Here is a 26,011-nt window from a genome sequence, read left to right as displayed (position 1 = left end):
AGCCCGGGACGGATCAGTCGAATCCAGCTCCGCTGGAGCGATTCGGCGACGCTCCGCGTCGCCGCGTCCAGATTCGCTTCACCACCGGCGTGAACGCCGGTGCACTGCGAATGAATCCCGGTAGCGCGTACGGGGAGCCGGTCACCGGGACTTGTGACGAGCTCCACTCGGACACTCGGCCGACCACCCGCCAGTGGTCGGCCGTGATGCCGGTGTCGGAGGCCGTGGCGGGAATCGAACCCACGTAACTCGCTTTGCAGGTTTGTCCGGGCTCGTTGGGGCGTGATTCGGTCTCGTTCAGAGGGGTTCATATCCGTCCGTAAGCAGGGAGCGCGAGGGCTCCATGAACGAACCTGGACGGCCGCGATCGGCTAGGAACGAGACGGAAAATGAGACGGGGCGCGAGCATCCTGGGCGCTCACGCCCCGTCTCAGCTCAGGTCTCTACGTGGGCTAATCTGTGTTGTGCGCCAGCGTCTCCTGGGGCGGTTGACAGACATTCAGGATCACTCCGGATCGAAGACTTCTGACAGCTTGTCCATTAGGATGCATGCGTCATTGAAGTATTGCAGCATCGTTGACATTGTGATGCCAGTGTCCCCGCCGTGGGAAACGTTATTCCTGACGGTTGCGATACTGCCGATTGATTCGAGCTGGTCCGGATATTTCTCCGAAATTTCGCGCCACCATTCTACACTGAAAGACTCGATAAGCTGTTTCAGCTTCTCGGAGTCGATGTTGCGTAGTTTTTTTAGCTGGCTTCCAACATGCCGTTGGATCGGTTCTGAAGAGCGCTTCCGACAGTATTCGGTGACGAGTTCTTTGACGGATTGCTCTACGAATCCGGAGGTGAGAATGCAGAGGTAGCGGGAGTAGTGAGATATTAACTCCCCGCTCAGGTCTGCCCCGTCGATTGTTTTAAACAGAGATGTGAGACGCTGCTTTCTTCGAGCGACTTCCGCTCTTCCGCGCGAGGTCATGCCACGCTCGCGAACGCATCGGTGGACAGTTGGATGCGTTCGGCGACTGACTCTTCACCGGCTGTCGAGTACGTGGTGGCAGCCCTGTATTCCTTGTTTATCATGAGCGCCTCATATGCTTGTTTGAGTTGCTCATGACTTGTGATGTCGCCGGATGCAAGTCGCTGCATTACACCCACCATCACCGAGTCGAGGACGGCGGCGTTGAGCGCCCTAACGGGCTTGAAGGCGCGCACGCCAATTGCTTCGTTGATGTGACGGCAGGCGGCCCGAAATAGCCCGGCAAGCTCTTCTGAATCTTCGGGGGTTCGGTCTCGATTATTTTCCAGGTATTGGTTTAGGAACCCCTTTACAGGGCGGAAGTAGGAATCGAATTCTTCGAACAGTGCGAACACTCGAAGAGTCAGCTCATGATCCTTGTATCGCTTTGATGGAGGGCCATACAGCTCGCGCCAGTTAGAATCTTCGTTGAGCTCCCCGAGAAGCTGAAGGAAGGGTCCATTGAAGAGTGCAATTCGAATTTCCTGGGGTTGTAGGGGGCTGCCGCCCGTATTAAGCCTTTCGAAGATTGAATAGATTGCTTGCTGAGATCCGGTAGGAGATTCTTGCCTTAGTACCGTCGCATGGATGATGCTGTCGTCAAGGCGGCGACGGTCTTCATCGTCCAGTTCTTCGTATGTCTTCCCGTAGAACGGCTCCTGTGCGTATTTTAGGCGATATTCGCGGCCGGCGTGAATTCCGGAGTAATAGGCTTGGAGGGAGCGGAGTCGCTGCTGTCCGTCGAGAACAAGTAGCGCATTGGATTTCTCGCGAACCAGGAAAACGCCCGGGACTGGTAGCCCGAGGAGAAGGGACTCGATGAATCGATCCATTTGAGGTCGATTCCAAACGAACCCCCGCTGGAATCCTCGGATTTCGTCACTTTCTGTGTATGCAGGATTAAACGAGGGGATCTGAACATCGCCTCGATCGAGGCGCTTAACGAGGCCATCGACCGGATAATCTGCTCCGTATGATGTGATCTCGTATGTGACGGAGAGGACTTCCTCCTCTGCGTCGATATCTAGAACGTGTTCGTCATCTTCCGTTTCGACCTCGGCTCCGGGCTGTTCGTTGTCCGCCATGAGATCTCCTAATCAGCCTTATTGACAGGTTGCTGTAGCGCTGTCCAGGGGGTCTAGTGCCTCCCTGGCCCGTGGTCGATCGTAGACGCAGCGTTATACCCGAAGCGGGGCTACCGATGATTTCCGTGCCAAACGCTCAACTGCACGGCGCCGCCGATGACACGAGGGCCGGTCCGGGGGCGGGACCCATGACCAGTCTGTAGAAGGTGCAAGGTCGCTCGGTCGTGGGACCCTTGGCGGTGAGCGATGGAGAGACGCGAGAGGAGCCGAAGTGCCGGAGGCCAGTCCGCGCGGAACCTACCTGATCATTGCGGAGACGCTGCGAGGCGAGATTCAGGCCGAGGGTGGCAGGGACAACTTGCCCTCGGAAGCCGACCTGATGGACTCGCACGGCGTCTCCCGGAACACGATCCGCCGCGCGCTCAAGGTTCTCGAAGCTGACGGGGTGGTCGAGTCCGCCCCCGGTATCGGGTGGCGCGTGGTCCGGGGAGGTGACCGGCGGACGCTCGTGGAGCGCATGACGGACGTGATCAAAGAGGACTCGCTCTCAGTAGGAGATACGTACCCGTCTGAAGCGAAGCTGTGTGAGCGGTTCGGAGCGTCCCGGACCGCTGTGCGCCGTGTTCTTGCCCAGATGGAGGGAAACGGCTTGCTCGCCACCGTGCACGGCAAGGGGCGGACCGTGCGCGCCCTCCCGGCTTCCACCGCCCGGCCGTAGTCTTGGCCGCCATGGGACTGACTGAGTGGGCGTACGCGCTCTCTGAATCGCTACTCTCCGATCCGCTTCCGCGCCGGTGGGCGCACTCACTCGGGGTCGCCAAGCGCGCTCGCTCCCTGAGCCCGATCCTGGGGGACGAAGCGGAACTGTTGGAAGCGGCGGCCGTGCTGCATGACATCGGCTACTCGCCGGCCATTGCTGCCACGGGCTTCCATCCCTTGGACGGCGCGCGGTTCCTCAGGGATCAGGAAGGTGCAGACGAACGGGTTGTTCGTCTCGTGGCGCATCACTCCTGTGCCTTGCTGGAGGCGGAGGAACGCGGACTTCGTCAGGAGCTTGAGAGTGAGTTCGAGCTAGAGCGTCCCGACCTGGTAGACGCCTTGCTGTTCTGCGACATGACGACGACGCCGGACGGGACGCAGACGACGCCGGCTGAGCGGCTGGATGAGATCGTGCAGCGATACGGCCCGGACACGATCGTCGGGCGGTTCATCCAGCGCGCGGCCCCCGAGATCCATGCAGCGTCGAAGCGCGTCGGGGATCGAATAGCGGAAGTCTCCGTTGGCGGTCAGCCGATGTAGGGCTCTCGCTGCGCATCATCAAGGCCGTGCCTGATACGCAGCATCATCGAGGGGTGGATGTCCAGTCCGTCAAGGTCCGCCGGATCAATCCAGCGGACCTCTTTCGACTCGCTACTTGTGCGTAGGGAACCGCCGACCGGGTGGGCCCGGAAGCAGATGGAGAACTGTTGCCGGACCTCGCCGTCGTCGTACGCCAACACGTGTTGAGGGTCGGTGTAGAGCCCCACGATGTTGTCTACCTCAACGTCGATACCGGTCTCTTCCCGGACCTCGCGAACGACCGTGTCAGCGATGCGTTCGCCGATGTCGTGGCCGCCACCGGGCAAGGCCCAAAGGTCGTTGTCCGTCTTGTGGATGAGCAACAGGCGTCCCGCATCGTCTCGCACCACTGCCGTCACCGAGGGGACCACCGAGTTGGCTTTTGGGGCGTTCGGGTCGCGGAAGTAGTCAATCCGGCTCATCAGTGCGTGCCCTCCCAATCGGCGGGTGAGGAGATCGGGCGGGCCGACTCCCACACCTTCTCAACACTCTCAGCGTAGGCGTCGAAGAGTTCGCCGCCCGGGACACGCCGCAGGTGAAGCACAGGGGCCATGTAGGCGCCGACCCCGTAGAGATGGCCGTTCGCCAGCATCTCGTCATCAGCCCGGTAGATCGAGTTGTAGAGCGTGGTGCCGTGCAAGCGGAACTCGACACCAGGGAGGCCGAAGAGCGGGCCGTAGTTGACGAGGGCGTTTCGGATCTTGGCCGCCATGGCGGCACCGATCCCTTCGTCCTCGCCCCTTACAGCCACTGCCTGTGAGTCAGGTTCGCCCAGCATGAAGCGGATGGGCACTCCGTCGGCCGCTTTCTCCTTGACGATGCGGTGAAACGTCGCGTCCTCGGTGAGCCAGAACCCTGAGTACACCAGTAGGTCAAACTGCCGACTCGCCTTGGAGTACAGGTTCGTCCACAGGGTCTGCATCACGACGGACCGGTGGGGATACAGCCTGACCAACTCCGCGTTGCCGGTGGCTGTCACTTCGGCCGATGTCTGTTCGTCCGGCCAGAGGTACGAGACTTCGCACTTCAAAAGTGAGGCCGTGGCGTACTGGAAGCGGCGGTATGGCTTGCGTTCTGGATCGTTGATCCAGCGTTCAACCGTCTTGGCCGCGACGCCGAGACGTTCGGCGACTTCCTCGAGGGTCAGGCCCAAGTCGACTATCGCGCCGCGTAGTCGCTCGTTCGCCACGTCCAACCTCCGCTCACTCGGGACGACTTGGTACGACTTCACGCTAGCCAAGAACGACCTGGGTCGTACAGGTGCGAAGTCGAGTGTCGTCACCGCCGGCGCCACTCTGTAGGTACATCGAGCGCGAGGGGCGCGCGAACTCCAAACAGCCGAAGGGCTTGACGGGGCGAACCTCCCTCTGCAAGATGAGGAACACGTAATACATGTTCCTCTCGATCGGGTCGCTTCGGCGAGCCGATCGAGTGCACGACAAGGGGCCCGGGACAGAGCGGGCCGAGGGACCCGGACCCCTGGTCAACCGGAGGGCTTAGACCGAAAGGTCACGTCTCCATACGCCTGAAATGGGAGCCCGAGTTCCCGAAGGAGACAACGCACCACCTCGCACCGCAGCCCCGCTGCTTCGCAGCCTTGGCCCGTGTTTTCCGGCGCGGCGGCACTCCCGGACAGGACAGCCCGCCGCGCCTGGTCGCCCATCCCGACGTTCAAGGAGAGATCCACCATGCGTATGTGCACTTTCGTCGCCGGCCAGGAAGCGCACGGCGACATCGAGTTTGCGGAACTGGCGCTCGGTATCGATGTCGACCTGTTCCGGGGTCCGCTGGAGTTCGAGACGGACGGCGAGCGTGCCGCCCGTGAGGACGCGGCGCGTGACATCCTCGCCGACCTGCGGGCGGAGGCGGAGGCCGGTGACGAGATCGCCGGTTGGGACGCCCTGTACGCCGACGCGCTGACCCGTACGGTGCCGTTCCTGCGCGCCGCTCGCGGCTACCGGCCGGGGACGGGGGAAGCGGCATGAGTGAGACCCGCAAGCCTCTGACGAAGGTTCAGATTGGTGTCCTGACGGCCGCGTTCGTGCCGATGCTCGCCACGGGCGTGATCGGCGGCATCGGTACGTACAGCAACATCGGGCACGCCTACGGCACGGGGACCGCGCTTGGCGCGCTCGGTGCCGGTGAGGGCGCCACGGCCGTTCTCGCCCTGGTCCTGCTGGGGTTGACCATGCTGGGTCAGTCCTCGCCGCGCGTCGTACGGATCGGCCTGTGGGCGCTGCCGGCCGCCGCTGCCGTCATGGGCGCCATGTCCGCGCCGGACCCTGGGCGGACCGTGATCTACGCCCTGACCCCTATGGGCATGTCCGTGTCGGCGGAGGGCATGGCGTTTCTCGCCCGCCGGATCGTCGTCCACACCGACGGCCGCGACGCGGAGAACGAGCGGCGCACCGCCGACATCGTGCAGGCCCTCGCCTACCACCGGGCGCGTGCCGCTCATCACCCGGTCGACCGGGTGCGGAAGCGGTCCGATCGGGCGTCGTGGCGTCTGGCCCGCAAGGTCGGGGTTGGGGACGCGGCGCTCGGATCGAGGCTGCTGAATGTCCAGCGCGACCGGATCACCGACGGTGCGGACGCCGCGCTCGCGTCGATGTTCGGCGGCACTGCCCCCGCCCTCGCCCCGATCCCCGAAGCGGGAACGAATACGGAGGAATCTACCGATACCATGAGGAATCGGTCTACGGCTGACCTGCGGGAATCGACCCCGGCGCCGTCGGTCGTGCTGACCCGATTCCCTGCGCCCGATCCGGTGGCGGTCGACTTCATGAAGCCGACGCTTCCCTTCAAGCCGGTCCCGGCGATCGTCTCGCCGGTCGCCCCGGTGAGCGTCGACCCCGCCCCGGCCGGACGGGGGGCGGTGGCGGTCGACTCCCCCCGATCTCGTCGGGCGACCGGCCGGGTTCCCGACGTGGCCCGCTCGCCCCGGCCGAAGCGCACGACGGATCAGTTGCTCGCTGAGGCCCGCACCGCGACCGCCGATTGGCCCGACAGCCGGATCACGGCAGAGGGCATCCGCCGCGAGGTCCACACCTCGCCGGCGAACGCGCGGATGCTGCGGGACACGATCCTCGCTGAGCGCGCCGCCGACGGCGCCGAAGCCGCGTGAGCCGGCTGACCCTCGCCGACTGCTTCGACCCTGCCGGCGAGCGCTTCGGCATCCCCACCTACCCGTGGCGCTACGCCCCCGACGGCATGGCCACCCGCCGCCAACTCCGCATCCGTGGACTGCGGCCGGGAGGTCAGGACATCGCGGCACAGATCCTCAGGCCGCGCCGTCGGCGCGAACCGCTCACCGCGTACCTGTACCGCGTCGACCTCGCTCGCCCTGTGCGGCCGATGACCCCGGCGAGGTGGGCGGCACTCGCCAAGGCCAATGCCGCCCGCCGCCGCTGCCCCGAGTGCCGCCGGGACGCCGGATACGTCATCCCGCCCACGCTCGGAACCTGCGTGACCTGCGCCTATCCCGAGGAACAGCGCGCTGCTTGAACCACCCCGAACCCGGGTCCGGCCGCCCACCTTCCACAGCAAGCCGGCCGGACCCTTCGACTCCCGAAGGAGTGCGTACATCGTGACGGAAACCACCGCCTTCCCGCCCCCGGAGGACCCGGAGGGCACCGAACAGCCGACGGCCGACATCGTGCCGTTCCCGCTGAAGAAGAAGACCGACCCCGACCCGACCGCCCCGAGCGAGGGCGTGGTGAAGCCGGGGGAGTGGGAGGCCGAACTCCCCGACACCGACGACCCGGAGGCCGAAGGGCTGAGCGAGGGGGCGCCGGTCGACCCGCCACGCGAGGTCTACCCGCCCTCGGTCGCGGAATGGATGGAAGCCAAGGACAAGGCACGTCTGCCGGTGCTGCCGGACTGGGTGAAGCTCCCTGACCAGCGCACGGCCGTCCGCAAGTGGGCGATCCGGCACTACTCGGCCGTGGTCGGCTACCACGCCGTGCGCCTGCCGCTGGTCTACACGCCGAAGATCTGCATGTACTCGCCGCGCGGCGCGTGGCGGTGGTCCGCCGCGATCGGCCGGTGGGTGTTCGACGCTGAGGGCAAGACGCTGCGGCTTGCCTCCGTGGCGAACGAGGACGCGGCGGAGTACCTGAAGCTGTCGCGGCAGCGCAACGACCGCGTCCGGCTGCGGGGGATCGTGGCGACGATCGCCGGTTTCGTCGGTCTGGCCGCCGCGCTGACCCTGTACGTCATGGCCCCGTCGTGGCTGCTCATGCTGGCCGTGGCGACACTGACCACCACCCTCGGTGTGGTCGGCGCGCCGGCGGACCGGCCGCTCATCGACATGGCCAAGGTGACGTTCCGCAAGCGGCGGCTGTCCTCTGACATCGTCATCCGCGCACACGAGGCATCCGGGCTGACCACCAAGGATCAGACGATCGCCTTCCCGCGGCCGATCGGCCGGGACGGCGACGGCTGGCGCGTGGTCGTGGATCTGCCGTACGGCAAGACGTTCGAGGACGCGATGAAGGCTCACGCCCGGCTCGCCTCCGGTATGGACATCGCCCCGACTCAGCTCTTCCTCGACAAGGACGAGACGAGCGGGCGGCGGGTGTCGTACTGGATCGCCGACCGTGACCCGCTCGCCGTGCCGTCGGGCAAGTCCCCGCTGTTGGGGGCGACGCGGGTGGACTTCTGGAAGCCGTTCCCGTGGGGTGTCGACGAGCGGGGCAACCCGGTCATGGCCACCATGCTGTGGCTGTCGCTGCTGGTAGGCGCCGTGCCGCGTCAGGGCAAGACGTTCTCTGCCCGCACGATCGCGCTCGCCGCCGCGTTGGACCCGTACGTGCGCCTGTACGTGTTCGACGGCAAGGCGTCCCCGGACTGGCGCACGTTCGCCAAGGTCGCCCACCGCATCGGGTTCGGCATTGTGCCGAAGAACGGGGTCGACCCGGTTCAGCATCTGCTGACCTCGCTGCGGGAGCTGAAGGCGGACGTCGAAGACCGGTACCACCGGCTGTCTGAACTGCCGTTGCACGTCTGCCCTGAGGGCAAGCTCACCCCGGAGATCAGCCGGGACAAGAAGCTGAACATGCCGCTCACGCTGTTCGTGGTGGACGAGGTGCAGGAGTACCTGACCCACCCCGAGCACGGCAAGGAAATCCTGTCTCTGATGGTCTACCTCGCCCGGGTCGCCCCGGCGGTCGGTGTCTCGGTGATGACGGCGACGCAGAAGCCGGACGACAAGGCGTGCCCGTCGGAGCTGCGTGACCAGCATCAGGCCCGGTTCGCGCTGCGGGTCGGCTCCCTGCACGTCTCCGATGTCATCCTCGGTGCCGGGTCGTACTCGGAGGGCTTGGACGCGTCCAAGCTGCTGAAGTCCCACAAGGGCGTGGGTCTGCTCAAGGGCATGTCCGACGATGCCGGGATCGTGCGCACCTACCTCGCCGACGGCCGCGACGCGGACCGCATCCTGACCCGCGCGGCAGCGCTGCGGGAGGCGGAGGGCACGCTGTCGGGTGACGCGGTGGGCGAGGCCCCGGCGCCGGAGACGTCCGCGACGATCCTTGACGACGTCGCGGCCGTGCTCGGCAAGGGCGAGGCCAAGGTGTGGTCGGAGACGGTTGTGGACCGGCTTGCTGACCTGCGCCCGGAGGTCTACGGGCCGTGGGCGGAGTTGGAGCCCAAGCCCAAGGCGGAAGCGCTCACCGCCGCGCTCAAGCCGTTCGGTATCGGCACCGTGCAGATCAGTCGGCGCATCGACGGCGAACAGGTCAACAAGCGCGGCATCAAGCGCGACGACATCGCCACCGCGATTACGGAGCGCAACAAGAAGCGGGACGCCGGATAGGTCTCCGCAGCCTGCTACCGGTAGCGGCAGACGTCGCTACCGGTAGCAACCCTGCTAGCGACCAAAACCGCCCCTGATCAGGCCGCTAGCACGTAGCGGCCGACCTGCGAAAACCCCCTTCAACCCCTCTGAGAGGCCCCTGATGAGCCTTGCAGCGCTCGCTACCGCATTCCTACTGACCGTCACTCTCGGTTACATCATCAAGTGCTGGCTGAGCCCGTTCGGGGACTGCCGCAAGTGCGACGGCATGGGCCACGAAATCAAGACCGACCGCAAGGGCAAGACCAAGCGCGGCCGTGACTGCCGCCGCTGCGACGCCACCGGCAAGCGCATACGCGTCGGCCGCTGGATCTACAACCGCGCCGCGCGCACCTACCGCGCCGGCACCCGCTGACCGCCCGAAGGAGAACCGCCATGCGCAAAGCCCACGCGGCTATCGCCACGACCGTCGGCGCCGTCTTGGCCCTCACCGCGTGCAGCCCGGACTACGCCGCCGGACCGGCCGGGACCGTGAGCGACCGCAGCGCCACCTACTTCAAATCCGGCGGCTGGCGCTACCGGCTGACCATCACCACGAACGACGGCCGGCGCCACGACTTCCGCGTCACCCGCCACGACTACAAGCACTGCTTCCACGGCTCCGCCTACCCCACCTGCACCCGCCGCTGACCCCCGGAGATCCCATGGTCATCACCATCCCGCTCGTGCTGCTGCTCGCCGCCGTCCTCGCGCTGCTCCTGCGCTTCCGCGCGGTCGGTGCCTGCGCGGCCGTCGCCGCCGCCCTCTTCGGCTTCTACCTCGCCGACACCGGCGCGGCCGACACCGTCAACCAGCTCGTCACCGCCATCACCGGCGCCCTCGCCGACGCGGGCCGCTAGAACGGAGGACCGGCACGTGAACGAACCCACCGCCTACCGCCCCGCCGCGCACGACGCGGCGGCCGTGGAAGTCCACCACCCCACCCCGATCGTGCCCGCGCACACCGCCCCGCTCATGCCCATGCAGCCGGGCACCATCCCGGCCGTGGCGAGCGTCGTCCTGCCTGACGGCCGTGTCGTCACCGGCTACGCCATGGAGCCCGCCAAGCCCGAACCGGTCGCCACCAAGCCGGCCGTCTCGCGCACGGCGGTGAACATCGCCCTCGGGGGCATCGGCTTCGGCGCGGTGTGCGGCGGACTGTTCCTGCTGACCGCGTTCATCACCGCCCTGACTGCGCTGATCACCCAGCTCATCATCCTTGCTGCCGTCATCTTCGGTGGCTGGATCGCCGTGCAGGTCTTCAGTGCGGGCGGCAACAACGGCGGCAACACCTTCCATATCCGCAAGGCCGTCTTCAAGCGCAACCACTTCCACGGCTGACCAGCCAGACAGGAGAGCCATGTTCGAGATCCGCGTCATCTGCGACCCGGCCGACACTGAACGCGTCACTACCGCGCTGAACGGCATGTTCGCCACCGGTGCCGTACGCCAGTACCCCACCCGCGACGGTGAGCGCACCCGCTTGTACTTCACCGCGGACCACCGCCCCGAGCTGGGCCCGTGGCCGACGCCAGAAGAGGCGTACGTGCTCGCTCCGAGCATGGTCAGCGAGATCGGGTGGACCGCTCAGACGGCTGCTGACAAGCCGTTTGGCGAGGACCTTGACCGGGAGTACTGGCTTCGCAAGGCCGCGCTGCTAGACCGCATCGCACTCCAGGGCGAGACCGACGGGTTCCACGGCGACGCGTGCGAGGCAGCCACGGAAGCGGCCCTTCAGCTCGTCGCGTTCGACCTGGCCGGCGAGGGCGACTACTTCGGCGCCCCGTACTGGCCGGACTGCCCGACGACGGCCGCCGAACCGCGCGGCTACGTCCGCCAGGAATACGCCTACTGGGTCAAGAACCACTAGCTACGCCCGAGGGCGGCGGCACTCCCGGACAGGACAGCCCGCCGCCCTCGGTCTCCGTATCCCGACGTGGCAGAACAGGAGATCTACAGCATGACACCTGACTGCAAGGCCCGGCGGCCCGCCGACGGGAATCACCCGGACGGGAGCCACCTGCGCACCGCTCTGGACCTCGCGGGGGCCGGGGTCCCGGTGCTGCCCCTGCGGGACGGCAAGGTGCCGTTCGGGAACTGCCGTACGTGCAAGGGGAACGCGTGCGGCGGACGACCCAACATGAAGGCGGCGGGCCCCTGCCGGTGCCCCGCGCCGTGCCACGCGTGGGCCGCCGCGACCACCGACCCGCATGTCCTCACCTCGCCCGTGTGGGCGCCGGTGTGGCGTGAGGCGGTGGCGGTCGCCTACCACCCCGGCGGGGCCGGGCTGACGGTGGTCGATCTCGACAATGCGGCGGCCGTCGCGTGGGCCCGCGAGACCCTGCCCGCCACCCGCATCGTGCCGACGACGCGGGGCGAACACTGGCTCTACCGGGGCGCCATGCCGTCCTCGAACGCGGTCCGGCCCGGTGTCGACGTCAAGTCCCTGATGCAGTACGCCCGTTGGCTCGGACCCGGGACCGGCCGGATGGTCGTTCTCCCGGCGGCCGTGCGCGCCCTGGTGGTGAAGGAAGACACCACCCCCGCCCCGGGGGAGGTGGCCTCTTCCCTCCCGACGCGCGCACCGTGGTCGCGGCAGGTGGCCACCGGGTGCCGCCACACTGAGCGCTACGTCCGCACCGGGCTGGAACGCGGCCTCGCCCTGGTACGGGCGCGTACCGAATCCGGCGCGGGATCACAGGCGTTCGGCGTCGCCCGGTTCCTCGCCGCACAACACACCGCATGCCCCGGACCGTGCGGCCTCGCGGCGATCGGCGAGGAGATCGTGACGGCCGCCGTCTCCGTCGGAGTCCCGGAGACCTACGCCCGACGCGCGGTCGCCAACGGCCTTGAGACGGCCGTGGAGCGCGCGGCATGAACAAAGCATCCCGAACCCCCACGAACAGCCCTCAGGGCGCCGTACAGCGCCCGCCGCGGCGGACCGTGCGTGAACCGAAGGTCGCCGCCCGCAAGGGCGTCCTTTCTTCCGTTGGTTCTGACCCGCAGACGGTCACCGTCACCGGCATCACCCCGGGGCTTCAGATCCAGTGCGAAGACGTACCCGTCGCCGACTGGCTCTGTGCCTGCGGGCACCACGAACGCGCCCAAGGCCGCGCCGCCGTCATCAGGCTGACCGCCCGCGTCCGCGTCGGCGTCTGCCCGCACACGACCACCGCCGAAGGGAGGGCGGCCTCATGACTCCACAGTCTGTGGACAGCCCCGACCTGTGGGCCGGACTGCCCACCCTGGAAGCACCGCCCGGCGAGGACGACGCGGCACCGGACGTGTGGGAGGACCCCATTCCCCTCACCGGCCGCCGTGAGCGCCCGCCGTTTCCCGCCCACGTCCTGCCCGCCTGGCTGGGGGAGTTCGTGACCGCCGTCGCAGAGGAGACACAGACCCCGGTCGACCTCGCCGGGTCGATCGCCCTCGCCGTGCTCGCCACGGCGGCCGGCGGCCGGTCGGTGGTCCACGTACGCGGCAACTGGCGTGAGCCCACCAACCTCTACACCGTTGTGGCGCTCCCGCCCGCGAACCGCAAGTCGGCCGTCTTCGCGCTGCTGACCAACCCCCTGTATGAGGCGGAGAAGCAGCTCAAGTCCGCGATGAAGCCCGTGATCGTGGAAGCGGAGTTGACGGCGAGGTTGGCCAAGGAAGCGGCCGACAAGGCCGCCGCCAAGGCCGCGTCCGCCGATGGCGACAAGCGCGATGAGATGGTGCGAACCGCCGTCGGGTTGGCGCAGACGGCGGACACGCTCAGCGTCCCGGCCGAACCGGTGCTGTTGGCGGACGACTCGACACCTGAGACGGTGACCTCGCTCATGGCGGAACAGGGCGGGCGGTTGTCGGTGATGAGCGCTGAGGGCGGCATCTTCGACATCATTGCCGGCCGCTACTCCGGCGCCCCGAACATGGAGGTCTTCCTCAAGGGGCATGCCGGGGACCGGTTGCGGGTGAACCGGCAGACCCGCCGCGAGTACATCGACGCCCCGGCCCTGACCATCGGCCTTGCCGTGCAGCCGGACGTCTTGCGGGACATCGGGAAGGTGAAGGGGTTCGAGGGACGGGGACTGTTGGCCCGGTTCCTGTACTCCCTGCCGGTGTCCACGGTCGGTGACCGCGAGATCATTACCAACCCGGTTCCGCAAGAGACGGCCGCCGCCTACACCGCCCGGGTCATCGACCTCGCCCTGTCGCTCGCGGAGTGGACCGACCCGGCCGTCATCCAGCTCACCCCGGAGGCGGACGCGGCCCTGATCGCCTATCAGAAGCGCATCGAACCGCAGCTCAAGGCGCGCGGCGGCAAGCTGGGCCACATCTCGAATTGGGCCGGAAAGCTTGCCGGGGCGACCGCCCGCATGGCCGCGCTGCTGCACCTCGCCGAACACGGCGGCAACGGCTACGCCCACCCGGTCACCGAAGCCACCATGCGCGCGGCCATCGAGCTGGGGGACTACTACACCGCCCATGCCCTCGCCGTGTTCGACGTCATGGGCGCCGACCCGGTCCTGTCCCGCGCCCGCAGCGTGCTGGAAGCGCTGAGGGACAACGGATGGGAGGACGTCAGCCGGCGGGACGTCTTCAGCGTCCTGTCCCGCAGCGAGGTCCCCACCGTCGCCGACCTCGAACCGGCCCTCGCCCTGTTGGAAGACCACGGATACCTGCGGTCGTACCAGCCGGAGCGCACCGGCAAGCGCGGACGCCCACCGGCACCCCGCCTACAGGCCCACCCGTCCCTGCGCCACGGCGGCCGGTGACTCCCGCCCGCGCACGCAACCCCCCTCGCACAAACCGCGAAATCGCAGAATTCACCGGACACCCTCGATGACCTGCGACGCGCACCCACGCCGACCCCGGACGGGGGCCCGTCGCACAATCCCGCGATATTCCGCAAAAAACCGAGCACCGCCCCGCCCACGGGGACCGGCCGTCGGCCGCCCCGGATTTTTGCGGAATATCGCGGGTTTCTGCGGAGCACCACCCGTCACCACCCGCACACCGCATCACCCCAGGTCAACGACCCTTCCCCGGGTTTCTGCGGATTTTGCGGTTTGTGCGGCGGCACTTGCCCATGAACTCAGCCTCACAGGAGTGAGCCGTGGACCAACCCACCAGCCTCCCCCTCGCCGAAGACCCGACCCTGGTTCTCCTCAAGGTCGAAGAGGCCGCCCGCCGCCTCCGCATCGGCCGCACCACCTGCTACGCCCTCATCCGCTCCGGAGAACTGGAGTCCGTACCCGTCGGCCGTCTCCGTCGCGTCCCCGCCGACGCTCCGGCCGCATACGTCGCCCGTCTCCGCGCAGCCCAACGCGCCGCTTGACGACGCCCGGGGCGGCGGCACTCCCGGACAGAACAGCCCGCCGCCCCGGTCCCATCCCGACACCAAGAAACAGGAGCCTGCCTGTGGCAGAGAAGAAGCGCACCCGACAGCCCAACGGCCGCAGCTCGATCTACTTCGGCAAGGACGGCAAATGGCACGGCCGCGTCACCGTCGGCATCCGCGACGATGGCACGCCGGATCGGCGCCATGTTGAACGTAAGACTCGCACTGAAGTGACGGCCGCCGTACGCGAGTTGGAGAAGCAGCGCGACGCCAAGACTGTAAAGAAGCCCGGCAAGGCGTGGACGGTCAAGGCATGGCTGACGCACTGGATTGAGAACGTCGCGCCCCTCGCCGTCAACGACAACACGATGGTCGGGTACGGCGTCGCGGTGCGGAAGCACTTGATCCCCGGATTGGGGGCTCACCGTCTCGACAGGCTCAAGCCCGAGCACATCGAGGCGTTCTACGCCAAGATGCAGGCCAACGGCAGCAAGCCCGCGACCGCTCACCAGGCGCACCGAACCTTGCGCACCGCCCTCAATGAGGCCGTGCGGCGCGGTCATCTCGGCAAGAACCCCGTTCAGTTGGCCAAGGCGCCGAAGACGGGGGAGTACGAGGTGGAGCCCTATAGCGTCCAAGAGGTGCAGCGGTTGCTCAAGGCCGCTGACCAGCACCGCAACTCCGCTCGCTGGGCCGTCGCCCTCGCCCTCGGACTGCGCCAAGGGGAAGTGCTCGGTCTGAGGTGGGAGGACGTGGACCTTGACGGTGGATTCCTTGTTGTCCGGCGTAGTCGACACCGGCCTCAGTACGCCCATGGGTGCGTGGACCCCTGCGGGCGCAAGGCCGCCGGATACTGCCCGCAGAGGCGTCGGACGAACCCGGAGTTGGCCACCACCAAGTCGCGCGCCGGCCGCCGCGCGGTTGGTCTCCCCGAACAACTCGTTGACCTACTCCGTGCCCACCTAAAGGCACAGAAAGGGGAGCGGGCGGCGGCCGGGAAGTACTGGGAGGAGAACGGGTTGGTCTTCCCGGACGAAAACGGCCGTAGCCCGTCCCACCGCCGGGACTGGACCGAGTGGAAAGCTCTGCTCACGGAGGCGAACGTTCGCGACGGACGTCTCCACGACGCCCGCCATACAGCCGCGACGGTTCTACTGATCCTCGGCGTTCCCGAGCGTGCCGTCATGGGCCTCATGGGTTGGTCGACCACGGCCATGGCCGCCCGCTATCAGCACATGGTGGACGCCGTTCGGATGGACATCGCGAGGCAGGTGGACGGCCTGATCTGGCAGTCCGATGCCCTCCGGCCGGGAGCTGAGGAAGGCGAGGACTTGCCCTAACAAGTCATCTCGTTCGGCGAGTCTGTGGCAGCGCCGACACCTTCACGCGGGCGTTCTGTCTGAGTCGGTGAATTCGGGTGCTGAATAGCCCAGTTGCCCGATAGTCTGATCATCACTTAGTCGCCGTCTCCCGCATTCGGGAGCTGACATGTGTCGCCGTCACCCCCATTGGGGTGCTGACACAAAAGGAGAAGCCTTGCCCGGCAAGGACTACAGCTACGACATCCCGGACCACCCGATCGAGTACATCAAGGTGGACCCGAGGACTATCAAGTTCGACCACCGCGCGCAGCGCAACCTCAACAAGGCCCGTGCGGCGGCCATCGCTGAGAAGCTGGTCCCCACCGCACTCGGGACGCCGATCCTCTCGCAGCGCGATGACGGTCTGTACGCGGTGGACGGTATGCACCGCGTCTACGCCTGCCAGCTCATCCTGACTGGGAAAGTCTCGGTCTCGGAGGACGTTCGCGAGGCTATCCAGACCATTACCTGTGAGGTCCACTCCGGCCTCTCGATGGCCAACGAGGCGTCACTGTTCATCATCAAGAACAAGGAGTCCTCGAAGGTCGGCCCGAATGACGAGTTCAGGATCGGTGTATTGGCAGGGCATCCGCTCTTCCAGGACACCAACACCGTCCTTGAGAAGCACCAGCTCAAGGTAGGCAGCAGCAGCGTCAACGGCGTGCGCGGCATCAAGGGGATCCTCAGCATCGTCATGGAGCACGGTCCCGAGATCCTGGACCTGTCGCTCACCATCGCCGAGGACGCCTGGGGTCGTACCCCGGACACGTGGCACTCCGTCACTATCGGAGGCATCGCCACGGTGATGTCCAAGCACTCCGATGAACTGAACCCCCAGGAGTTGGCGCAGAAGCTCAAGCGCCAGGGTGACCCCACTTCCTTCAGGGCCAAGATCCAGACCATCGCCACCAACAACAACACCCGCCACGACGGCACCAAGGGCCGCCTCAAGGCCGCTCACTTGGCGGTTGCCTCCGCCTGGAACGCTAACCGCCGCGTCAACCGCATCCCCGTCCCGAACATCTTCGAGTAGCCCTAGCCGGCGCGGTGCCCCGCCCGCTGCCTGCGGCGCGGGCACCGCGCTTTCTTCGCTCGTAACCGTCTACTGAGACGGCAACTGAGACGGACGGCCGAAAGGGCGGCACCCCGGATGAGGTGCCGCCCTTTGTTTTGCCTGGTCAGGCAGGTAGAGGCCGTGGCGGGAATCGAACCCACGTAACTCGCTTTGCAGGCGAGTCCCTAAACCACTCGGGCACACGGCCATTCACCTGGCCGTGGCGGGAATTGAACCCGCGTAACTCCCCGCGGGCGGAGCCCGCTGATGGATGCTGCGCAGGCGAGTCCCTAAACCGCTCGGGCACACGGCCAAGATCAGGTGCGGCACGGCTCACTCGTTCCGACCTGACGCATTGACCGTAGGGCCGGGTGGTCGAGGGCCTCAAGAGCGCCGCGGGGGCTGCAACGGGACTGCCATACGCCGTTCATGAAAGGCGAGGTTCAGGTAAGGCGAGTCGTACGACCAAGGTCCGAACCCATCACCGTCTCCCGACAGGAGCCAATCCCCGCTGAGCCCCTTACCCTGACCTGCATGGCAGCCCTGGAACCCCGCGACACCGACGTCGCCGATACCGCCCCTCCCGTCCCATCGGACGACGCCACCGGTGTACTCGCCCGCCCCTACCGGGCACTGACCATCGGCATCGTCTCGGTCGTCCTGCTCATCGCCTTCGAGGCGACGGCGGTCGGCACGGCGATGCCGGTCGCGGCGCGGGAGCTGGACGGGCTGTCCTTGTACGCCTTCGCGTTCTCCGGGTACTTCACGACGAGCCTGTTCGGCATGGTGCTCGCGGGGCAGTGGTCGGACCGCAACGGCCCGCTCGCCTCGCTGACCTGCGGCATCGCCGCCTTCGCGGCCGGACTGCTGCTGTCCGGGACGGCCGGGGCGATGTGGCTGTTCATCCTGGGGCGGGCCGTGCAGGGGCTGGGCGGCGGACTGGTGATCGTCGCGCTGTATGTGGTCGTGAGCCGGGCCTACCCGGAGCGGCTGCGGCCCGCGATGATGGCCGCGTTCGCGGCATGCTGGGTGGTCCCGACCGTGGTCGGCCCGCTGGCGTCCGGCGCGGTGACCGAGCAGCTCGGCTGGCGCTGGGTCTTCATCGGCATCCCGGTGCTGGTGGTGTTCCCGCTCGCGCTCGCGCTCCCGCAGATACGGCGCCGGGCGGGTGGCCCCGCCACGGAGGCGGTCGCCGCTCCCTTCGACGGCCGCCGCATCCGGCTGGCGCTCGGCATCTCGCTGGGCGCGGGACTTCTCCAGTACGCGGCCCAGGACCTCAGGTGGGTGTCCCTGGTCCCCGGCGTCGCGGGCGTCGCGCTGCTGGTCCCGGCCGTGCTCGGGCTGCTTCCCCACGGCACCTGGCGGGCGGCGCGCGGACTGCCGTCCGTGGTGCTGCTGCGCGGAGTGGCGGCGGGTGCCTTCATCTCGGCGGAGAGCTTCATCCCGCTGATGCTCGTCACCCAGCGGGGGCTGTCGCCGACGCTGGCCGGGTTCTCGCTCGCGGCGGCCGGCGGGACCTGGGCGCTGGGGTCGTACGTGCAGTCGAGGCCGCGCCTGGAGCCGTACCGGGAGCGGCTGATGACGCTGGGCATGCTCATCGTGGCGGTGGCGATCGTCACGGCGCCCAGCGTGCTGATCCACGCCGTGCCCGTCTGGACCGTCGCCGTCGCCTGGGGGTTCGGCTGCTTCGGCATGGGCCTGGTCATCTCCTCCACCAGCGTCCTGCTGCTGAGCCTGTCGGCCCCCGAGGAGGCGGGCGCGAATTCGGCCGCCCTCCAGATCTCCGACGGCCTCTCCAACGTCCTCCTGCTCGCCGCGGGCGGTGCCGCGTTCGCCGCGCTCGGCGGCGGCACGGTCGCCCACACGGCGACCGGGACGACCGCCGGCGGCTCGCATCCGGCCGCCTTCGCCGTGGTGTTCCTGCCGATGGCGGGGGTGGCGTTGGTGGGGGCGTGGGTGACTACGCGGCTGCGGACGGAATCCCGCTGACACCGAGTGGTACCACGTAGTACCGTCGAAGCATGGCTGGACTGAACCTGCGGTTTACGGACGAAGAGCTCGAGGCGCTGCGCGAGCGTGCGGCGGCGGAAGGGCGCAGCATGCAGGCGTTCGCGCACGACGCCGTGATGTCGGCCATAAACGAGCACTCGCGTCTGTTCGACGAGGCAGCGGAACACGTCCTGAAGGTCAGCGAGGAGCTGAACCGGAGGCTCGCCTGATGCACTACCTCACGCTTGCCGAGCTGCTGAACCTGACGAAGCGGCTCGGCGTGGACGACGTGCGCGATTACGGGCTCCTGGACTCGGCCCTCGCACGTCCTCAGTCGAGCGTGTTCGGTCAGGATGCCTATCCCGACGTATGGCAGAAGGCTGCCGCGTTGATGGAGTCCCTTGCCCGCAACCACGCCCTCGTCGACGGGAACAAGCGCATCGCCTGGTACGCGACCTGGGTGTTTCTGCACGTGAACGGGCACCCCCTGGACGCGAACTTCGACGTGGACGAGGCCGAGCGATTCGTGCTGGACGTGTGCCAGGGCGCCTTGGACGTACCGAAGATCGCCGCCCAGTTGCCGCGCTTCGCGCGCTGACCGAGGTGCGTGCGCGGCGCGGTGTGAGCTGAATCCCATCCCCGGCCGACCCGGCGCTGTGCGGGCGTTGACCCCGCCGGGTCGCCGGTAGGGTGGCCCGGTTGTCGTACGCATCCGAGCCGCCCGACCCCCCTTCTACGGAGACCGTGACTACCACCGCCACCAGCTCCAGCTCCTCCCACTCTCACCACCTCTCTCCCGCCTTCCCCGGCCGCGCCCCCTGGGGCACCGCCGGCAAGCTGCGTGCCTGGCAGCAGGGGGCGATGGAGAAGTACATCCAGGAGCAGCCGCGTGACTTCCTCGCCGTCGCCACGCCCGGCGCAGGCAAGACGACCTTCGCGCTGACGCTCGCGTCCTGGTTGCTGCACCACCACGTCGTGCAGCAGGTGACCGTGGTCGCGCCGACCGAGCACCTGAAGAAGCAGTGGGCGGAGGCGGCCGCGCGGATCGGGATCAAGCTCGACCCCGAATACAGCGCCGGACCGCTGGGCCGGGAGTACCACGGCGTCGCCGTCACCTACGCGGGCGTCGGAGTGCGGCCCATGCTGCACCGCAACCGCGTCGAGCAGCGCAAGACCCTCGTCATCCTCGACGAGATCCATCACGCCGGTGACTCCAAGTCCTGGGGCGAGGCGTGTCTGGAGGCCTTCGAGCCCGCGACCCGCCGACTCGCCCTCACCGGTACGCCGTTCCGGTCCGACACCAACCCCATCCCCTTCGTCACGTACGAGGAGGGGAACGACGGGATCCGGCGGTCCGCCGCCGACTACACCTACGGGTACGGCCACGCGCTCGCCGACCACGTCGTCCGGCCCGTCATCTTCCTCTCCTACAGCGGCAACATGCGCTGGCGCACCAAGGCGGGCGACGAGATCGCCGCCCGGCTCGGCGAGCCCATGACCAAGGACGCCGTCAGCCAGGCCTGGCGCACCGCCCTCGACCCGCGCGGCGACTGGATGCCCAGCGTGCTGCGCGCCGCCGACCAGCGGCTGACCGAGGTCCGCAAGGCCATCCCGGACGCCGGGGCCCTCGTCATCGCCTCCGACCAGGACTCGGCCCGCGCGTACGCCAAGCTGATCCGCGAGATCACCGGGCACAAGGCGACCCTCGTCCTGTCCGACGACTCCGGCGCCTCCGACCGTATCGACGAGTTCAGCGGCAACGACGACCGCTGGATGGTCGCGGTGCGCATGGTGTCCGAGGGCGTCGACGTGCCGCGGCTCGCCGTCGGCGTGTACGCCACCACGATCTCGACACCCCTCTTCTTCGCCCAGGCCGTCGGCCGTTTCGTACGGTCGCGGCGGCGCGGCGAGACCGCCTCCGTCTTCCTGCCGACCGTCCCCGACCTCCTCACCTTCGCCAACGAGATGGAGGTCGAGCGCGACCACGTCCTCGACAAGCCCAAGAAGGGCGGCGAGGAGGAGGACCCGTACGCCGAGTCCGAGAAGGAGATGGACGAGGCCAACCGGGAGCAGGACGAGGACACCGGCGAGCAGGACATGCTGCCGTTCGAGGCGCTGGAGTCCGACGCCGTCTTCGACCGGGTCATGTACAACGGCGCCGAGTTCGGCATGCAGGCCCACCCGGGGAGCGAGGAGGAACAGGACTACCTGGGCATTCCGGGCCTTCTCGAACCCGAGCAGGTGCAGTTGCTGCTGCAGAAGCGGCAGGCCCGGCAGATCGCGCACAGCCGCAAGAAGCCGGACACGGAGGCGGACCTGCTCGAACTGCCCGCCGACCGGCGGCCCGTGGTCACCCACAAGGAACTGCTGGAGCTGCGCAAGCAGCTCAACACGATGGTCGGCGCGTACTCGCACCAGAGCGGCAAGCCGCACGGCGTGATCCACACCGAGCTGCGGCGGGTGTGCGGGGGGCCACCGAGCGCGGAGTGCACGGCGGGGCAGTTGCGGCAGCGGATCGCCAAGGTCCAGGAGTGGGCCACCCGTATGCGGTGACGCTGGGCGCTGGGCGCTGGGCGCTGGGCCGGTGCCGGTGCCGGTGCCGGTGCCGGTGCCGGTGCCGGGGGCACGGGTGGCAGCTGTTGTACTTCGGCTGCGGGTAGTCCGTGGCCGGTCGCGCAGTTCCCCGCGCCCCTTACAGGGGCGCCTCACCGCGCCCTGCCCGGTCGTACGCCACCGCGTACATACCTCCGCAAAGTGAACCACTCCGTACCAGTCACTGACCGGATTCTGGACGGAGCCTTCCGCTGAGCGAACTGGCTCGCTACTGTCCCGCTACGCACACGCCCCGTGGCAGCGCCGCCGCGGAGCGCAGCCGTGAAGCGACTGAGTCCGGGATCCACCCGGGCCGCCGGCCGAACGGCGGCCTCTGAAGCGCGTCGCCGACGGGACTCGGCGGCGCATCCGCCGCGACGGGGCCGCCGACCTCACCACTAAGGAGTGGGCGTCGTGACCGCGGAGACCTCCCAGACGCTCGACCGGGGCCTCAGGGTCCTCAAGCTGCTCGCCGACACGGACCACGGGCTGACCGTCACCGAGCTGTCCAGCAAACTGGGCGTGAACCGGACTGTGGTGTACCGGTTGCTCGCCACCCTGGAGCAGCACTCTCTCGTACGCCGCGATCTGGGCGGCCGCGCCCGGGTCGGGCTCGGTGTGCTGCGTCTGGGCCGCCAGGTGCATCCGCTGGTGCGGGAGGCCGCGCTGCCCGCCCTGCGGGCGCTCGCCGAGGACATCGGGGCGACCGCGCACCTCACGCTCGTCGACGGGTCGGAGGCGCTGGCCGTCGCCGTGGTCGAGCCGACGTGGACCGACTACCACGTGGCGTACCGCGCAGGCTTCCGGCATCCGCTCGACCGGGGAGCCGCCGGCCGTGCGATCCTCGCGGCCCGTCGGCAGCCGGTCACCGACCCCGGATACACGCTCACGCACGGGGAGTTGGAGACGGGCGCCTGCGGGGCGGCCGCACCGCTGCTGGGGGTGACGGGGGTCGAGGGCAGCGTGGGGGTCGTGATGCTGTCGGACTCGGTACCGGAGAGGGTGGGACCACGGGTGATGGACGCGGCGCGAGAGGTGGCCGAGGCGCTGCGCTGACCGTCGCGCGGCGCGGCGCGTCCGGGGGATCCCCCGCCGGAGCCGCCACGAGCGTCCTCGACTTCGGCCACCGCGCGGGCCGTTGCCGACGCTGCCGCCGCCTTCCACACTCGATTCATGACAGCTGAGACTGACCGACCGGACTTACCCGAGCACGCGGCGGTGCGCGCACTCGCGGACGGTGCCGCCCGCGCCGCCGCGGTCGTCGTCCGCACCGTGCACGACGCGGTCGGCCTCGCCGCCGTGGCGGACTTCTTCAGCGATGTGTGGCAGACGCCCCGCAGCACTCCGCCGTACCCGGCGGAGGTGCTGCACAGCCTCGTCCACGCGGGCGGGGCCGTGCACGCCGCGTACACCGTCGAGGGGGAGCGGCTCGCCGGGGCCTGCGTCGCCGTGTTCGGGCCGCCCGCGGCCGCGGCCGCGTACTCCCTGGTGGCGGCGGCCGACCACGGTGTCGGGTATGCCGTGAAGCAGGCGCAGCGCGCCTGGGTCCTGGAGCGCGGCGCCCGCACCCTGCGCTGGACCTTCGACCCGCTGGTGGGCCGCAACGCCCGATTCAACCTGGCCAAGCTGGGCGCGACCGGCACCGAGTACCTGGTCGACTTCTACGGCCCGATGGCCGACGGCGTGAACGGCGGCGACGAGAGCGACCGGCTGACGGTGACCTGGGACCTGACGGCGCCCCGGCGACCGTACGAGACCGCCGACCGCAACGCCGCGCCCGCCACCCACGCCATCGGCCGACCCGCCGCCCACCCCGTCGCCCTCCCCGCCGCCCTCCCCCAAGGGACCCCCATGGCCCCGGACGGCGCCCCGCTCGCCCGCCGCTCCCGCGACGGCCGGCACGTGTGGTGCCGCGTGCCCGGCGACATCGTCGCCCTGCGCGCCGCCGACCCCGCCCTCGCCCTGCGCTGGCGGCACGCCGTCCGCGACGTCTTCACGGAGGCCTTTGCCGAGGGGTTCAGGGCGACGGGCATGTCCCGGGACGGCTCGTACACGCTCACCCGCGAGGAGGACACCCCGGCATGAAGCTCGAACGCGTCGAGATCGTCCATGTGGCGATCCCGCTCGTCGGCCCGTTCCGCACCTCCTTCGGCACCATGACGACGAAGGACACCTTCCTCCTCCATGTCGTCACCGACGCCGCCGAGGGCTGGTCGGAGTTCGCGGCCGACCCCGAGCCGCTGTACTGCCCCGAGTTCGTCGCCGGGGCCGAGATCGTCCTGCGCGACTTCCTGCTGCCGCGCGTCGCCGCCCTGCCCCGCCTGACCACGGCAGCGCTCGCCCCGGCCATGGGGAAGATCAAGGGGCACGAGCTGGCCAAGGCGGCCCTGGAGACGGCGGTCCTGGACGCGGAGCTGCGCGCACACGGCATGCCGCTCGCGACCTACCTGGGGGCGGTACGGGACCGGGTGCCGGCCGGGGTCTCGGTCGGTATCAAGAACTCCGTGCCGGAGCTGCTGGACGATGTCGAGCGCTACCTCGCCGAGGGGTACGTCCGCATCAAGCTGAAGATCGAACCCGGCTGGGACCTCGAACCCGTACGAGCCGTCCGCGAGCGCTTCGGGGACGCGCTGCCGCTCCAGGTCGACGCGAACACGGCGTACACGCTCGCCGACGCCGAGCACCTGCGGAAACTCGACGTGTTCGGGCTGCTGCTGATCGAGGAGCCGCTGGAGGAGAACAACCTCCGCGCCCATGCGCGACTCCAGCAGCGCATCACGACCCCCGTCTGCCTGGACGAGTCCCTGCACAACGCCCGCGACACCGCCTCCGCGATCGCGCTGGACGCCTGCCGGGTCGTGAACGTGAAACCGGCCCGGGTCGGCGGCTACCTGGAGGCCCGCCGCGTGCACGACGTGGCGCACGCGCACGGGGTGCCGGTCTGGTGCGGCGGCATGCTGGAGACGGGCATCGGCAGGGCGCCCAACCTCGCCCTGGCCGCCCTGCCCGGCTTCACACTGCCCGGCGACACCTCGGCGTCCTCCCGTTACTTCGCCGAGGACATCACCGAGCCGTTCGTCCTGGAGGACGGCCATCTGCCGGTGCCGTCCGCACCCGGAATCGGCATCGAACCACTCCCGGACGCGCTACGGCGCTTCACCACCGGCAGGAGGACCGTGTACGGGGGCTGACACCGGTCGTGGGCGGCAGGACCCGGAGCGGGGCTGACCGGCCCCCGGGCGGAATCCACCGTCACGTTAGATTGATTCCGTGCTTTCTCGCCTCTCGCGCCCCAAGGCCGTCGCCGTCTGTGCCCTGCCCGTCGTGGCCCTTCTCGCGACGGCGGCGTTCGCGCCGCTGCCGTTCTCCGTGGCGCAGCCCGGCATGACGGCGAACGTCCTCGGCGAGAACAAGGGCGCTCCCGTGATCACGATCAGCGGGGCTCCCACCCGCACGACGACCGGTCAGCTACGGATGACGACGATCGAGGCGACCGGTCCCGACACGCAGGTCTCCCTCGGTGACGTGGTCGACGGCTGGTTCCGTACGGACCGGGCGGTGCTGCCGCGCGACTCGGTCTACCCGAGCGGCAACAGCGTCAAGGAGATCGAGCGGCACAACACCGAGCAGATGAAACAGTCCCAGGACGCGGCGACCCGGGCGGCGCTCAAATACCTGGACCTCAGCGACAAGAAGGTCAAGGTCACGCTGAAGCTCGCGGATGTCGGCGGTCCCAGCGCGGGCCTGCTGTTCTCCCTCGGGATCGTCGACAAACTGGACGGCGACGGCAGCGGGGGCGACCTGACGGGCGGCCGCACCATCGCCGGTACGGGCACGATCGACGCGGCCGGCAAGGTCGGCGCGGTCGGCGGCGTCGCCCTCAAGACGCAGGCCGCCCGCCGCGACGGTGCGACGGTCTTCCTGATCCCGAAGGCGGAGTGCTCCGACGCGAAGGCGCAGCTGCCGAAGGGGCTGCGGCTGGTTCCGGTGACGACATTGAACGGCGCGGTCGACGCGCTGGTGGCGCTGGAGAAGGGGAAGGGCTCGGTACCGAGCTGCTAGTGCCCCGACAGGCAACGTTCGCCCCGTCGCGACGCCCGGCACGCACTCTCGCCGCACCGGTCGAAAGCCCAAGTACATCCAGTACGAGGGCTTCCGTCCGGCACCCCGAGAGCACGCACCGGACGCCGCTCCTTGACGGGCAAACGTTGCCTGCCGGGGCACTAGACAGTGGCGGGCCGGGGTGCGGCGGCGAGCCGCAGGCCGACCTCGACGAGGGTCCAGCCGAGGCGTACGCGCAGGTCACGGGGTTGCCTGGCGTCGGTGGCGAGACGATACGCGTCGGCCTGGGCGTGGAGTTCGGCGGCGCGGACGCGGTGCAGGGCGAGCTGGGCCTCGGGGTGCATCGGCGGTGCCTT

At 68.6% G+C, this 26,011-nt stretch carries 30 protein-coding genes and 2 tRNA genes; 25 read left to right on the top strand and 7 right to left on the bottom strand.

Annotation, left to right across the window (positions count from 1 at the left end; translation table 11 throughout):
- Window positions 1-505 precede the first annotated feature (505 nt).
- Together Q2K21_RS31170 and Q2K21_RS31165 are read right to left on the bottom strand one after the other, a co-directional pair.
- The gene (locus Q2K21_RS31170) at window positions 506-979 is read right to left on the bottom strand and encodes a HEPN domain-containing protein (RefSeq protein WP_310777767.1); all 474 of its coding nucleotides are present in this window, start codon (window positions 977-979) and stop codon (window positions 506-508) included.
- Window positions 976-2,103, bottom strand: coding sequence for a DUF262 domain-containing protein (locus tag Q2K21_RS31165; protein ID WP_310777764.1), 1,128 nt, complete (start codon window positions 2,101-2,103; stop codon window positions 976-978). The genes Q2K21_RS31170 and Q2K21_RS31165 overlap by 4 nt, the downstream gene beginning before the upstream one ends.
- 271 nt (window positions 2,104-2,374) lie before the next feature.
- On the opposite strand from Q2K21_RS31165, the gene Q2K21_RS31160 reads away from it, so the two are divergent.
- Both Q2K21_RS31160 and Q2K21_RS31155 read left to right on the top strand, forming a co-directional pair.
- The gene (locus Q2K21_RS31160; RefSeq protein ID WP_310777761.1) at window positions 2,375-2,821 is read left to right on the top strand and encodes a GntR family transcriptional regulator; all 447 of its coding nucleotides are present in this window, start codon (window positions 2,375-2,377) and stop codon (window positions 2,819-2,821) included.
- Window positions 2,822-2,832: 11 nt separating this feature from the next.
- Window positions 2,833-3,402 carry an HD domain-containing protein gene (locus Q2K21_RS31155; RefSeq protein ID WP_310777758.1) on the top strand — a complete coding sequence of 190 codons (570 nt, stop codon included), beginning with the start codon at window positions 2,833-2,835 and terminating at the stop codon, window positions 3,400-3,402.
- Here Q2K21_RS31155 and Q2K21_RS31150 read toward each other — a convergent pair.
- Window positions 3,390-3,863 carry an NUDIX domain-containing protein gene (locus Q2K21_RS31150; RefSeq protein ID WP_310777754.1) on the bottom strand — a complete coding sequence of 158 codons (474 nt, stop codon included), beginning with the start codon at window positions 3,861-3,863 and terminating at the stop codon, window positions 3,390-3,392. The two genes, Q2K21_RS31155 and Q2K21_RS31150, sit on opposite strands and share 13 nt — an antisense overlap.
- Entirely contained in the window at window positions 3,863-4,630 is a 768-nt protein-coding gene (locus tag Q2K21_RS31145; RefSeq protein WP_310777752.1) for a helix-turn-helix domain-containing protein, read from the bottom strand. The genes Q2K21_RS31150 and Q2K21_RS31145 overlap by 1 nt, the downstream gene beginning before the upstream one ends.
- A 505-nt stretch (window positions 4,631-5,135) precedes the next feature.
- Between Q2K21_RS31145 and Q2K21_RS31140 the strand changes: the two genes are divergently transcribed.
- The 15 genes from Q2K21_RS31140 (at window position 5,136) to Q2K21_RS31070 (ending at window position 16,991) form a co-directional block, all read left to right on the top strand.
- Window positions 5,136-5,426, top strand: coding sequence for a hypothetical protein (locus Q2K21_RS31140; RefSeq protein ID WP_386276801.1), 291 nt, complete (start codon window positions 5,136-5,138; stop codon window positions 5,424-5,426).
- Window positions 5,423-6,565 (top strand): conjugal transfer protein, encoded by a 1,143-nt coding sequence (locus tag Q2K21_RS31135; RefSeq protein ID WP_310777747.1) that lies wholly within the window; start codon window positions 5,423-5,425, stop codon window positions 6,563-6,565. Before Q2K21_RS31140 ends, Q2K21_RS31135 begins: the two co-directional genes overlap by 4 nt.
- Window positions 6,562-6,945, top strand: coding sequence for an RRQRL motif-containing zinc-binding protein (locus Q2K21_RS31130; protein WP_310777744.1), 384 nt, complete (start codon window positions 6,562-6,564; stop codon window positions 6,943-6,945). Before Q2K21_RS31135 ends, Q2K21_RS31130 begins: the two co-directional genes overlap by 4 nt.
- Window positions 6,946-7,027: 82 nt before the next feature.
- On the top strand, window positions 7,028-9,256 hold the full coding sequence (locus Q2K21_RS31125) for a cell division protein FtsK (RefSeq protein WP_310777741.1): 2,229 nt from the start codon (window positions 7,028-7,030) through the stop codon (window positions 9,254-9,256).
- A 142-nt stretch (window positions 9,257-9,398) separates the two neighbouring features.
- Window positions 9,399-9,650 (top strand): hypothetical protein, encoded by a 252-nt coding sequence (locus Q2K21_RS31120; RefSeq protein ID WP_310777738.1) that lies wholly within the window; start codon window positions 9,399-9,401, stop codon window positions 9,648-9,650.
- A 20-nt stretch (window positions 9,651-9,670) separates the two neighbouring features.
- Complete coding sequence (locus Q2K21_RS31115) at window positions 9,671-9,925, top strand: hypothetical protein (protein WP_310777735.1); 255 nt, start codon at window positions 9,671-9,673, stop codon at window positions 9,923-9,925.
- Between the two features lie 14 nt (window positions 9,926-9,939).
- Window positions 9,940-10,134 carry a hypothetical protein gene (locus Q2K21_RS31110; RefSeq protein ID WP_310777733.1) on the top strand — a complete coding sequence of 65 codons (195 nt, stop codon included), beginning with the start codon at window positions 9,940-9,942 and terminating at the stop codon, window positions 10,132-10,134.
- A gap of 16 nt (window positions 10,135-10,150) precedes the next feature.
- Window positions 10,151-10,615 (top strand): hypothetical protein, encoded by a 465-nt coding sequence (locus Q2K21_RS31105; protein ID WP_310777731.1) that lies wholly within the window; start codon window positions 10,151-10,153, stop codon window positions 10,613-10,615.
- 19 nt (window positions 10,616-10,634) lie between these two features.
- The gene (locus Q2K21_RS31100; RefSeq protein ID WP_310777728.1) at window positions 10,635-11,144 is read left to right on the top strand and encodes a hypothetical protein; all 510 of its coding nucleotides are present in this window, start codon (window positions 10,635-10,637) and stop codon (window positions 11,142-11,144) included.
- Between the two features lie 90 nt (window positions 11,145-11,234).
- The gene (locus tag Q2K21_RS31095; protein ID WP_310777725.1) at window positions 11,235-12,152 is read left to right on the top strand and encodes a bifunctional DNA primase/polymerase; all 918 of its coding nucleotides are present in this window, start codon (window positions 11,235-11,237) and stop codon (window positions 12,150-12,152) included.
- Window positions 12,149-12,472, top strand: coding sequence for a hypothetical protein (locus tag Q2K21_RS31090; protein ID WP_310777722.1), 324 nt, complete (start codon window positions 12,149-12,151; stop codon window positions 12,470-12,472). The genes Q2K21_RS31095 and Q2K21_RS31090 overlap by 4 nt, the downstream gene beginning before the upstream one ends.
- The gene (locus Q2K21_RS31085; protein ID WP_386276699.1) at window positions 12,469-14,031 is read left to right on the top strand and encodes a YfjI family protein; all 1,563 of its coding nucleotides are present in this window, start codon (window positions 12,469-12,471) and stop codon (window positions 14,029-14,031) included. Before Q2K21_RS31090 ends, Q2K21_RS31085 begins: the two co-directional genes overlap by 4 nt.
- A 341-nt stretch (window positions 14,032-14,372) precedes the next feature.
- Complete coding sequence (locus Q2K21_RS31080; protein WP_310777720.1) at window positions 14,373-14,594, top strand: excisionase family DNA-binding protein; 222 nt, start codon at window positions 14,373-14,375, stop codon at window positions 14,592-14,594.
- An 83-nt stretch (window positions 14,595-14,677) separates the two neighbouring features.
- A complete protein-coding gene (locus tag Q2K21_RS31075; RefSeq protein WP_386276695.1) occupies window positions 14,678-15,937 on the top strand; it encodes a tyrosine-type recombinase/integrase in 1,260 nt (419 codons plus the stop codon).
- A gap of 196 nt (window positions 15,938-16,133) precedes the next feature.
- Window positions 16,134-16,991, top strand: coding sequence for a DUF6551 family protein (locus Q2K21_RS31070; RefSeq protein ID WP_310777718.1), 858 nt, complete (start codon window positions 16,134-16,136; stop codon window positions 16,989-16,991).
- 157 nt (window positions 16,992-17,148) lie between these two features.
- On the opposite strand, the gene Q2K21_RS31065 is transcribed toward Q2K21_RS31070, so the two are convergent.
- Together Q2K21_RS31065 and Q2K21_RS31060 are read right to left on the bottom strand one after the other, a co-directional pair.
- Window positions 17,149-17,220: transfer RNA gene (locus Q2K21_RS31065), tRNA-Cys, on the bottom strand.
- A 7-nt stretch (window positions 17,221-17,227) separates the two neighbouring features.
- A tRNA-OTHER gene (locus tag Q2K21_RS31060) sits at window positions 17,228-17,325 on the bottom strand.
- A gap of 221 nt (window positions 17,326-17,546) precedes the next feature.
- Between Q2K21_RS31060 and Q2K21_RS31055 the strand changes: the two genes are divergently transcribed.
- The 8 genes from Q2K21_RS31055 (at window position 17,547) to Q2K21_RS31020 (ending at window position 25,655) form a co-directional block, all read left to right on the top strand.
- Complete coding sequence (locus Q2K21_RS31055; RefSeq protein ID WP_310777716.1) at window positions 17,547-19,001, top strand: MFS transporter; 1,455 nt, start codon at window positions 17,547-17,549, stop codon at window positions 18,999-19,001.
- Between the two features lie 32 nt (window positions 19,002-19,033).
- Window positions 19,034-19,231, top strand: a complete 198-nt coding sequence (locus tag Q2K21_RS31050; protein ID WP_310777714.1) for a hypothetical protein — start codon at window positions 19,034-19,036, stop codon at window positions 19,229-19,231.
- Window positions 19,231-19,599 carry a type II toxin-antitoxin system death-on-curing family toxin gene (locus Q2K21_RS31045; RefSeq protein ID WP_310777711.1) on the top strand — a complete coding sequence of 123 codons (369 nt, stop codon included), beginning with the start codon at window positions 19,231-19,233 and terminating at the stop codon, window positions 19,597-19,599. The genes Q2K21_RS31050 and Q2K21_RS31045 overlap by 1 nt, the downstream gene beginning before the upstream one ends.
- Window positions 19,600-19,745: 146 nt before the next feature.
- Window positions 19,746-21,554 (top strand): DEAD/DEAH box helicase, encoded by a 1,809-nt coding sequence (locus Q2K21_RS31040; RefSeq protein ID WP_310777709.1) that lies wholly within the window; start codon window positions 19,746-19,748, stop codon window positions 21,552-21,554.
- A 453-nt stretch (window positions 21,555-22,007) separates the two neighbouring features.
- Entirely contained in the window at window positions 22,008-22,649 is a 642-nt protein-coding gene (locus tag Q2K21_RS31035) for an IclR family transcriptional regulator (RefSeq protein ID WP_310777707.1), read from the top strand.
- 117 nt (window positions 22,650-22,766) lie between these two features.
- On the top strand, window positions 22,767-23,678 hold the full coding sequence (locus Q2K21_RS31030; protein WP_310777704.1) for a chorismate synthase: 912 nt from the start codon (window positions 22,767-22,769) through the stop codon (window positions 23,676-23,678).
- The gene (gene menC / locus Q2K21_RS31025) at window positions 23,675-24,784 is read left to right on the top strand and encodes an o-succinylbenzoate synthase (RefSeq protein WP_310777701.1); all 1,110 of its coding nucleotides are present in this window, start codon (window positions 23,675-23,677) and stop codon (window positions 24,782-24,784) included. Before Q2K21_RS31030 ends, menC begins: the two co-directional genes overlap by 4 nt.
- A 79-nt stretch (window positions 24,785-24,863) precedes the next feature.
- Window positions 24,864-25,655, top strand: a complete 792-nt coding sequence (locus Q2K21_RS31020) for a S16 family serine protease (RefSeq protein WP_310777698.1) — start codon at window positions 24,864-24,866, stop codon at window positions 25,653-25,655.
- Window positions 25,656-25,816: 161 nt separating this feature from the next.
- On the opposite strand, the gene Q2K21_RS31015 is transcribed toward Q2K21_RS31020, so the two are convergent.
- The gene (locus tag Q2K21_RS31015; RefSeq protein WP_310777695.1) at window positions 25,817-25,999 is read right to left on the bottom strand and encodes a hypothetical protein; all 183 of its coding nucleotides are present in this window, start codon (window positions 25,997-25,999) and stop codon (window positions 25,817-25,819) included.
- Window positions 26,000-26,011: the final 12 nt, after the last annotated feature.

It is taken from the genome of Streptomyces sp. CGMCC 4.7035 (genome assembly GCF_031583065.1).
Taxonomy (GTDB): Bacteria; Actinomycetota; Actinomycetes; order Streptomycetales; family Streptomycetaceae; genus Streptomyces; species Streptomyces yaanensis.
The sequence above is the reverse complement of the archived record's forward strand: the minus strand, read 5'-3'. Positions and strand labels throughout refer to the sequence as shown.